This window comes from Kluyvera sp., from assembly GCF_965301105.1.
The window spans coordinates 20,197-29,625 of record NZ_CBDKZX010000053.1 but is presented as its reverse complement, the minus strand read 5'-3'; the positions used below and the strand labels follow the sequence as shown (position 1 = coordinate 29,625).

10 protein-coding genes are annotated in these 9,429 nt (G+C 55.4%); 4 read left to right on the top strand and 6 right to left on the bottom strand.

The window, feature by feature from the left end:
- The 3 genes from ACW14G_RS16300 to ACW14G_RS16290 form a co-directional block, all read right to left on the bottom strand.
- The coding region (locus tag ACW14G_RS16300) for a DNA gyrase subunit A (protein ID WP_455648680.1) at positions 1–310 on the bottom strand (310 nt) is incomplete at its 3' end.
- A 110-nt stretch (positions 311–420) separates the two neighbouring features.
- The gene (locus ACW14G_RS16295) at positions 421–1,287 is read right to left on the bottom strand and encodes an AraC family transcriptional regulator (protein ID WP_455648679.1); all 867 of its coding nucleotides are present in this window, start codon (positions 1,285–1,287) and stop codon (positions 421–423) included.
- A gap of 71 nt (positions 1,288–1,358) precedes the next feature.
- Positions 1,359–1,754, bottom strand: a complete 396-nt coding sequence (locus ACW14G_RS16290; protein WP_064542358.1) for a YgiW/YdeI family stress tolerance OB fold protein — start codon at positions 1,752–1,754, stop codon at positions 1,359–1,361.
- 150 nt (positions 1,755–1,904) lie between these two features.
- Between ACW14G_RS16290 and qseB the strand changes: the two genes are divergently transcribed.
- The 4 genes from qseB (at position 1,905) to ACW14G_RS16270 (ending at position 4,943) form a co-directional block, all read left to right on the top strand.
- Positions 1,905–2,564: a quorum sensing response regulator transcription factor QseB gene (gene qseB, locus ACW14G_RS16285; RefSeq protein ID WP_167575006.1), complete on the top strand. Its 660-nt coding sequence runs from the start codon at positions 1,905–1,907 to the stop codon at positions 2,562–2,564.
- Positions 2,561–3,910 (top strand): quorum sensing histidine kinase QseC, encoded by a 1,350-nt coding sequence (gene qseC / locus ACW14G_RS16280; RefSeq protein ID WP_249022728.1) that lies wholly within the window; start codon positions 2,561–2,563, stop codon positions 3,908–3,910. The genes qseB and qseC overlap by 4 nt, the downstream gene beginning before the upstream one ends.
- 106 nt (positions 3,911–4,016) lie before the next feature.
- Complete coding sequence (locus ACW14G_RS16275) at positions 4,017–4,598, top strand: NAD(P)H-dependent oxidoreductase (RefSeq protein ID WP_223803836.1); 582 nt, start codon at positions 4,017–4,019, stop codon at positions 4,596–4,598.
- A 30-nt stretch (positions 4,599–4,628) separates the two neighbouring features.
- On the top strand, positions 4,629–4,943 hold the full coding sequence (locus tag ACW14G_RS16270) for a putative quinol monooxygenase (protein WP_065356059.1): 315 nt from the start codon (positions 4,629–4,631) through the stop codon (positions 4,941–4,943).
- Between the two features lie 50 nt (positions 4,944–4,993).
- On the opposite strand, the gene ACW14G_RS16265 is transcribed toward ACW14G_RS16270, so the two are convergent.
- The 3 genes from ACW14G_RS16265 to ACW14G_RS16255 all read right to left on the bottom strand — a co-directional run bounded on the left by ACW14G_RS16265 (position 4,994) and on the right by ACW14G_RS16255 (position 9,413).
- Positions 4,994–6,184, bottom strand: coding sequence for a glycoside hydrolase family 88 protein (locus ACW14G_RS16265; protein ID WP_065356060.1), 1,191 nt, complete (start codon positions 6,182–6,184; stop codon positions 4,994–4,996).
- A 25-nt stretch (positions 6,185–6,209) separates the two neighbouring features.
- Positions 6,210–7,478, bottom strand: coding sequence for an oligosaccharide MFS transporter (locus ACW14G_RS16260; protein ID WP_163448465.1), 1,269 nt, complete (start codon positions 7,476–7,478; stop codon positions 6,210–6,212).
- 96 nt (positions 7,479–7,574) lie between these two features.
- Positions 7,575–9,413, bottom strand: coding sequence for a DUF2264 domain-containing protein (locus tag ACW14G_RS16255; protein ID WP_419057362.1), 1,839 nt, complete (start codon positions 9,411–9,413; stop codon positions 7,575–7,577).
- Positions 9,414–9,429 lie beyond the last annotated feature (16 nt).

The window sequence follows — 9,429 nt, the reverse complement described above, 5'->3', positions numbered from 1 at the left end:
CCTGGCCATCGACCAGCGGGTAACGGTAAGAGAACGGCTGCGCCATCAGCACCATGGCTTCATAGCAGGCGCTGTCGCCGTGCGGGTGATACTTACCCAGTACGTCACCAACGGTACGGGCGGATTTTTTAAATTTAGCGGTGGCGTTCAGCCCCAGCTCTGACATCGCGTAGACGATGCGGCGCTGTACCGGCTTCAGGCCGTCGCCAATAAACGGCAACGCACGATCCATGATCACGTACATGGAGTAGTTTAAGTAGGCGTTTTCCGTAAATTCATGTAGCGCAAGGCGCTCTGCCATATCGCTCATTAACAGGGGATCCTCAATCTGCATGCTGACCGTTCGGACGGCAATATTGCCGCAGATAATACCCTATCTCACGGTCTGAGTCACAAACCGTGAGACAGGTTGCGAGGAAGTTAACGAAGCGGCAGATAGATATCCGTCAGCAGCTCATGTTCCGCCACCTCATTGACGAAATTCAGGTACTGGAAGAAGACCGGAAAATCGCGCGGCGTCTCGCCGCTGACGGGTAGCCATTCACGGAATAAATACCACACGCTCTCCGGGAGGCTGTCGAGCGATCCCTGATGGCGCACGACCGCGCAGCGCCCGCCAGGAATCTCGCTATTCACCACGCCAACGTCATTTTCGGCTATCGGCTGGCGGATGCTGCCGCAGATATCAAAGCGGAATTGATCCGGCGGCGTCGTCTGCGGGTCATGCCAGGCAATACCAAAGGTTTGACTGCTGGCAATCGGCGACTGGCCCGTTTCGCGCCGCCATGCAATAAATTTCGCCGCGCTGGCGTTGACCTTATCCGGATGCCCCAGATGCGTCAGCATCGCGACGCGGGTAGGTGGAAATTCAACGATTTTTACGTCCATTACATGCTGCTCCTGTAACTCAAGTTTAGGAACGCGTTGGTGCCAGGCCAGCCAGTCCGGCGATTGCCGAAACCGGCGCGGGCTTTGACCAAACGCGGTTTTGAAAGCACGTGTGAACGACTCCGGATTCTGGAATCCGGCATCCAGCGCGATATCGATAACTTTATCCTGCGGGTTAAACGCCAGCCGCCATGACGCGCGGCGCAAACGCAACCACTGGATATAGCGATAGAGCGGAAGCCCGCTCCAGGCGGTAAACTGCCGGTGAAAATGAAACGGCGAGCTGTGCGCCATCCGGCTTAACGCCTCAATCGACAGAGGCTCATCCAGATGACGCTCAATGTGGTCGCAAACGCGCCGCAGGCGTTCGGAATAAGCCGCGCTTATCAGGTCATTCATCACTGCCTCCTTGTGGCCTATTCTGCCCACCGGGCGACGGTGAATCCTGACCGATCTTGCGCTGTGTGGGATTACGGATTCACTTTACGAATCTGCTTCACATCGACTTCGACAGAGTTCCAGTCTTTATCCACTTCACCCTGAATTTCCACCAGATCCTGTGGGGAGATGGTCTGGCCGTTCCAGCGTTTGTGGTCAATATCGACATTGATGGTGCCGCTGGAATCTTTAAAGATATACAGATCGTCGGAAACACGCTCGGTGATATTACCGCGCAGCGTCACCCAGGTATCGTCACGCATTGATTTCGCGTTTGCCGCGGTGGTTACCGTTCCGCTAGGGCCGGTAAAGCCGCCGGTTTGCGTCGTCGTGGTGCTGGAAGGGCCGGAAAAACCGCCCTGGTTAGCGGCGAAGGCCGGTGCGGATGCCAGTGCCAGAATAGCGGCGAAAGCAGCAAGTTTCTTCATGATAATGTCTCCTTGTTATTGGCTATGCCACCTATTACACAGACCAATTCTTAACAACTTCTTAAGCGGAAAAAAGATTTTTTTTCGCTGTACAGCGGCGGTAAAGGCGCGGTTTACTTGGCATGTCAGAGGGTCGGCAAGGAGCAAAAGATGCGTATTTTATTGGTGGAAGATGACAAGCTTATCGGCGATGGCATCAAAACCGGGTTGGGGAAAATGGGCTTCACCATTGATTGGTTCACCCGCGGAGAAGAAGGGAAAACCGCGCTCTATACGGCGCCTTACGATGCCGTGATCCTCGATCTGACGCTGCCGGGTATTGATGGGCTGGATATTTTGCGCGAATGGCGTGAAAAATCTCGCCGCGAACCGGTACTGATCCTCACCGCTCGCGATGCGCTTAGCCAGCGCGTGGAAGGGTTGCGCCTCGGCGCCGACGATTATCTCTGTAAGCCCTTTGCCCTGATTGAAGTCGCCGCCAGGCTGGAGGCGCTGATTCGTCGCGCCCATGGGCAGCCCAGCAGCGTATTACGTCACGGCGACGTCGAGTTGGATCCCGGCAGCCTGACCGCCACCTTAAAGGGCGAAGCGCTGGTGCTCAAACCCAAAGAGTTCGCGCTGCTGGAACTGCTGCTGCGTAACGCCGGGCGTGTGCTGCCGCGCAAGTTGATTGAGGAGAAGCTCTACAGCTGGGATGAAGAGGTCACCAGCAACGCCGTTGAGGTTCATGTTCACCATCTGCGCCGCAAACTCGGCAGCCACTTTATCCGCACCGTTCACGGTATCGGCTACACCCTGGGTGACCAATGAATCTGTTCCGCCACCTTAGCCTGCGCGTCCGTCTGACGCTGCTGTTCATGCTGCTTGCCGCCATCACCTGGTGTTTCGCCAGCGCCATTGCCTGGAAGCAAACCACCAAAAAGCTGGATGAGCTTTTCGACACCCAGCAGATGTTATTTGCCAAACGTATCAGCGCCATGGATTTTACCGACCTGTCGACTTCACGTCAGTGGATCCGCACGCCGAAAAAGGTAAAACACGGCCACCTGGATGACGATGTACTGGCCTTCGCCATCTACACCACTGACGGCAAAATGGTGCTGCACGACGGCGAAAATGGCCCGGACATTCCCTATCACTATCGGCGGGATGGTTTCGATGACGGGCAACTCAACAATGACGATGATCCCTGGCGCTTTCTTTGGCTGACTACCGCCGATAAAAAATATCGCATCGTTGTCGGCCAGGAGTGGGATTACCGCCGCGAGATGGCGCTGGATATCATTACCAGCCAGTTGACGCCGTGGCTAATCGCGCTGCCGGTGATGTTTTTACTGCTGATTATGCTGCTGAGCCGCGAGCTGGCGCCGTTGAAAAAGCTGACCCGCACGCTGCGCCAGCGCGACCCGGATGCCAGTGAGCCGTTGAACACCGATAGCGTACCGACGGAAGTACGCCCGCTGCTGGATGCCCTCAACCAGTTGTTCCGTCGAACCCACGACATGGTGACCCGCGAGCGGCGCTTTACCTCTGACGCCGCCCACGAGCTGCGCAGCCCCTTAACGGCGCTGCGGGTGCAGGCCGAAGTGGCGCAGATGTCGCAGGACGATCCAGAAAGCCAGCGCAAAGCGCTGATGCAGCTGCATGAGGGCATTGACCGCGCCACCCGGCTGGTGGAACAGTTGCTCACCCTCTCGCGCCTGGATTCGCTCGAGCAGCTGGCCGACGTGCAGCGCGTCGCGTTGGACGAGCTGCTGCAATCTTCAGTCATGGACATCTACCACACGGCGCAAAAAGCAGGTATCGAAGTGCGGCTGCATCTCAATGCGCAGTCGGTCACCCGGACGGCGCAGCCGCTGTTGCTGAGTCTGCTGGTGCGTAACCTGCTGGATAATGCCGTGCGTTATAGCCCGGCAGGCAGCGTGGTCGACGTGACACTGACTCATGACGGGTTTAGCGTGCGCGACAACGGGCCGGGTATCAGCCCGGAAGCGCTGGCGCGCATCGGCGAACGTTTCTATCGCCCACCGGGCCAGGATGCCACCGGCAGCGGCCTGGGGCTGTCTATCGTGCAGCGCATCGCGGCGTTACATCATATGTCGGTTACTTTCAGCAATGTGTCCGATGGCGGTTTCCAGGTCGATATTCGCGGGTGAAGCAATTATTGCTATTTCAGCAAAAGACTTTGCACATTTTGCACATTTAACCGCAGCAAGTTGCCGGGTATCATGACTGACAAAGGCATTTTATTGAGGACATATAATGAGCAACATCCTGATTGTTAACGGCGCGAAAAAATTCGGCCACTCTAACGGCCAACTGAATGACACCCTGACCGAAGTCGCGGAAACCTTCCTGCGCGACCTCGGGCATGATGTTAAAGTGGTTCGCGCCGACGGCGACTACGATGTGAAAGCTGAAGTGCAGAACTTCCTGTGGGCGGACTCCGTCATCTGGCAGATGCCGGGCTGGTGGATGGGCGCACCGTGGACTGTGAAAAAATACATCGATGACGTCTTCACCGAAGGTCACGGCTCACTGTACGCCAGCGATGGCCGCACCCGCTCCGACGCGAGCAAAAAATACGGCTCTGGCGGCCTGATTCAGGGCAAAACCTACATGCTGTCCCTGACCTGGAACGCACCGATGGAAGCCTTTACCGATAAAGACCAGTTCTTCCACGGCGTGGGCGTTGACGGCGTGTATCTGCCGTTCCACAAAGCCAACCAGTTCCTGGGAATGGAAGCGCTGCCAACCTTTATCGCCAACGACGTGATTAAAATGCCGGACATTCCGCGCTACGTTGCAGAATATCGCGAGCATCTTGGGAAAATTTTTGGTTAACTGTTAGTCAGGAATTAGAAGGAGTTAATCATGTTGACAGTTATTGCTGAAATCCGTACCCGTCCCGGCCAACACCACCGTCAGGCGGTACTGGATCAGTTCGCGAAAATTATCCCGACCGTCCTGAAAGAAGACGGCTGCCACGGCTATGCGCCAATGGTAGACCACGCGGCAGGCGTCAGCTTCCAGACGACCGCGCCGGACTCGATCGTGATGGTCGAAATGTGGGAAAGCGTGGCGCACCTTGAAGCACACCTGCAAACCCCGCACATGAAAGCCTGGGGTGAAGCGGTGAAAGGCGACGTGCTGGATACCAGCATTCGTATTCTGCAGGCGGGCGTTTAAGCCTGTATTTCCCAGGAGTCGGCGTACTTACGCCGACTCCTGGGGATATATTACCAGTACAACTTCCAGCTCTGCGTCATACGCACCAGCGCTTCCACATAGAAGTAATCCCCCCAGCTACAGCACTCATCCACGCCTTTATCGCTGGCGAAGTGATACACCGAATGCTTCAGCACGCCGGTACCCGGCTCATCCAGCCCCATCAGATAGTTTTTTGACAGCGACGACATGATGCCCATCGCCCACTGCTGATAGCGCTCACGATCCGGATCGGTGGTCGGCAGATGCTTCACCAGCTCCAGCAGGCCACATACCGCAATCGCCGCCGACGATGAATCACGCAGCGCATCGGTGCCGACAAGCGCCAGATCCCAGTGACAGATCGCATCTTCCGGTAAACGGTTAAGGAAGTAGTTCGCCAGCTTTTTCGACAAGCTAATCAGTTCCTTATCGCCAGTGTAGAGGAAACTCAGCATAAAGCCGTAGATACCCCACGCCTGACCGCGCGACCAGCAGGAGTCGTCGGCGTAACCCTGCTGCGTTTTGCCAAAGCGCGGTTCGCCGGTCTGCACGTCCATGTAGTAGGTGTGGTAGGTCGAAGCATCTTCACGCACCAGGTACTTCGCCGACTGACGCACATGCGCGCGGGCCGCATCGGCAAAGCGCGGATCGCCGGTCTGCTCCGTCGCCCAGTACAGCAGCGGCAGGTTCATGGTGCAGTCGATGATCATGCGCCCGGCCTGCTCCGGATCGGTCAACACGCCCCAGGCCTGAATGATTTCCGCTTTGCGGTGGAAACGTTCAAGCAGCGCTTCCGCCGCCAGCAGAGAAAAACCGCGCGCGTCGCGATTGCCGGTCAGACGCCATGCCGATACGCAGGAGAGCGTGTACAGAAAGCCCAGATCGTGGGTATTGGTGTCATGACGCCCGGCAATGCGCAGGCCGAATGAACGCACGTGTTTTTCCGCCAGCGCCCGATACTTCTCATCACCGGTCATTTCCCACGCCAGCCAGAGCTGACCGGTCCAGAAGCTGGTGGTCCATTCAACGTTTTCGGTTAACGGGTAATAACCTTTAACGCAGGCCTCGCCAGGGAATTTATCACCGAAATCCGTTAAATGACGGCTAATCAGCTTAAGGACATGGCTACGCGCCGAGCACAGCTCATCGTTAAACGTTTGCAGATTAACGGGAGCACCCGGGAATTCGCGTAATTTTTCCTCAACGATTTGGTTTAACATATTCGGTTCCTTCAATCAGTAAGGCTTATTTAGAAATACCATTTTCAGCCACATCAAGGGCTGGCTGGCGATGATTCTGACGTTTACAGGCGGATAAGGTGAATGCGGAGATAAGCGTAAATAACAGCGCAATGCCACCCATGATCATATAGGTCTTTTCAAAACCGATACGGTCGTACAATAATCCTGCCGGGGAAGAGACCACGACGTTACCGATATACAGCATCGCCTGATAGCCTAATAAATACATGGTGGCATTAACGCGTTTATCGAAATGCTCAGCAATATATTTAAAGACCGATACCAGCAGCAGACAAATTTCCAGACCGTACAGCGGCTTAATAACGGAAATCAGCAGATGAGAATCACACAGACCTGAAATCACCAGTCGTGCGCCAACTAATGCGCCAACAATCAACAGACCGCGTTTCGCACCGATATAGTTAACGAACATCGGCATAAAGATATACATGACGAATTCGGTGCCGGACTGTACCGTCCCGAGCAGGCCAAAAATTGTATTTCCTTCATGGACATCGCTAAAGAAGGTCACGAAATAGCGCGAGAATTGCTGCTCAGCAACAAACATCATCCACGCCACGCCGGCGACATACAGGCAGAATGCCCAGAATTTGCTGCTTTTCAGCAGGTCATAAACGTCTTTCAGGACAATCTTATCCTTCGAAATTACCGCGCTGGCATTACTGCTTTCGGTATCCACTTTCAGGCTAATCAGCACCGCCAGCATGACCAGCGATGCCACGCTGCCAAGAATAAAGTTGTAGGCCGGAGAGATATTAAACAGCAACCCGGAGAACGAGGATGCCACCGCCCAACCGAGCGAGCCCCACATACGAATTTGACCGAACTCCATGCTGTTCAGACGGCTGTAACGATCGGCATAGGATTCACAAGCCGCCACACCGGCATACCATGCGAAGCTCAGATAAATCGCCCCAACAATAATCCCGAGGGTGGTGTAAGACAGCAGCAGTGGCTGATAAACATAAATAAAGAACGGCGCCATCAGGGCGGACATCACCACCACAAAATAGAGCAGATATTTACTCATACCGATCTTATCGAGAATATAGCCGTAGATCGGTTTAAGAATTACCGAGAATATTCCGTTAACGGCAAAAACGGTGCCAATGACTGCGCCGCTGAGCTCCGCTTTTTGCCCAAGCCAAATGGCAAAGAGGCCAATGCTGGCAGACCAGGTAAAGAAATATAAAAAGATAAACGAACTTATTTTGTAATATTCAAGCCTGTTTGGAGACGCTATTTTTTCCATACGGTCCTCGACAAAACTTTGTAGGGTGCCAGCTCTGAATCATGACAATTCAAAGCTGGCGAGGGGATATTCCGGTTTATTGTATTTTCCGGAGGGTTATAAACTTAAATTTGTTATTTTTCCGCTCACGTTATCCCTGACGCTTAGCGCATTGTTTTCAATATGCAGCATCGGCAGTGCCGGCAACGGCGCATGGGTGTCACTGCTAGCGACGACGGCACAGCACAACCAGTGTTCGCCGGGGGCGATATCGCCAGAGAGCATTGGGATAGCCGCGCATTCCGGGAACATCACGCTGCTGTTTGGCGGCGTAATCACGCAGTCGGCCTGGCGCACCGCGTGCGGGGAGAGATCGACCACCACGCTGGTACCATTAGCGGCACGAACGCGGCTTTGGCCCCCAGTGATTTCCGCATCGGCCTTCATCACCGCGAAACCGCCCTCCACCGTCTGCAGACGGCGCGCGGTATTAACACGGTGAACACGCACATGCCATTCGCCGCAAGGAATCAGCCAGGTATCGACCTGCACGTCGTGCCACGGCAGCCAGCGGGAGTAGATGGCGCCGTCCAGCATCTCCACGCTGGCGCACTCTCGACGCCCACGCCAGTAGTTGTCGTTATCCGACAGCAGCAGCATGGAGTCGCAGGCCGCGTGCTTGATACCGTAGCGCCCGCGCTCAATGGTGAAACCAAAACGGGTGGAGTAGGCAAATTTGGTGTATTTCGCTTCGGTATTAACGTAGTTGTTCAGCTCCAGTTGCCCGGAGGTCAGCATCACCACGTGCTGCGAACCTTCATCGTGTTGCAAAATCTGCTGTGCGGGGACAATGGCGTGAACCGGGTCTAACGTCGGCAGCGGCAGCTCTTGAGCCTGCCAGAACGCGTGATTGGCGGGCAGCGCCAGAATCAGGAACACTTTCAGCGCCCAGTACGGCGAGCCCGGTGAGTTGTAGTCTTCACACATCGCCAGATTCGGATACGCGAAGCCAAGCGTTAAAATACCGTCGCGATCGAAAATCGGCTGCGCCAACCACCAGCGCAGGTGACGCAGGATAATGCCTTTCACGACGCCCGGCGAGAACACATCCAGTTCAGCAAACGCCACGCCGCTCCAGAAAGCCACCATGGCAAAACGGTAGGTCAGGCTGCGACCAAACGGCACCGATGCGCCGTCGGCGGCGGACATGTAGATAAAATCCTTCGCAAACAGGCTGGCGCGCTCACGCAAGGTAGCCGCGCGGGTAGGGTCATCGCTGGCGTTAAGAGTGGCGTAAATCAGGCCATAGAAATGGAACGCCATCGAAATATAGTAGTCCTTCGGGCGGCCGGGACCATCAGAGTACCAGCCGTCGCCAAGATAGTAGGCTTCCATCATATTGAAGCGACGGTCAATCGCCGCCTGATCGTAAGGCAGCCCGGCGCGCTTAAAGCCCAACTGAACAATCACCGCGAAGTAGTTCCAGTTGCTGTCCGGCATCTGGGCATCGGTGATTTGATTCAACCAGCGATGCAGATTCGCCTGTTCTGCGTCGCTGAAATGCGCGGTCAGCTTGTCCTGCAACAGCGCCAGCCCCAGGCCGTAGGCGGCCATTTCGACCAGTCGCTGATCGTAGGGCCCGGTTTCGCCCCAGTAAGACGGGCTTTGCGGGTCGGTGCCTAACTTAATGGCAGTGATGTACTTGTCGCTGAACGGCACGTCCGCCCCGCCCGCCAGCAGCGGGAACAGGCCCCAAAGCGCTCTCGATAAGCCCTCCATCTCCGCGATATCCGTGCTGTAGTGCGCACAGGTGTTACCCAGCGAGAACTGCGCGACGTCAGCGGGAAATTGTTTATCGAGAGCGCTCAGCATCGTCATCAACGTTGCTGTAACGTCTTCACGTGATGACAATATTTTTGATATTTCAGCCACTGTCCTGACTCCTGATTTAACCATCCTCGAAAGTGGCTAA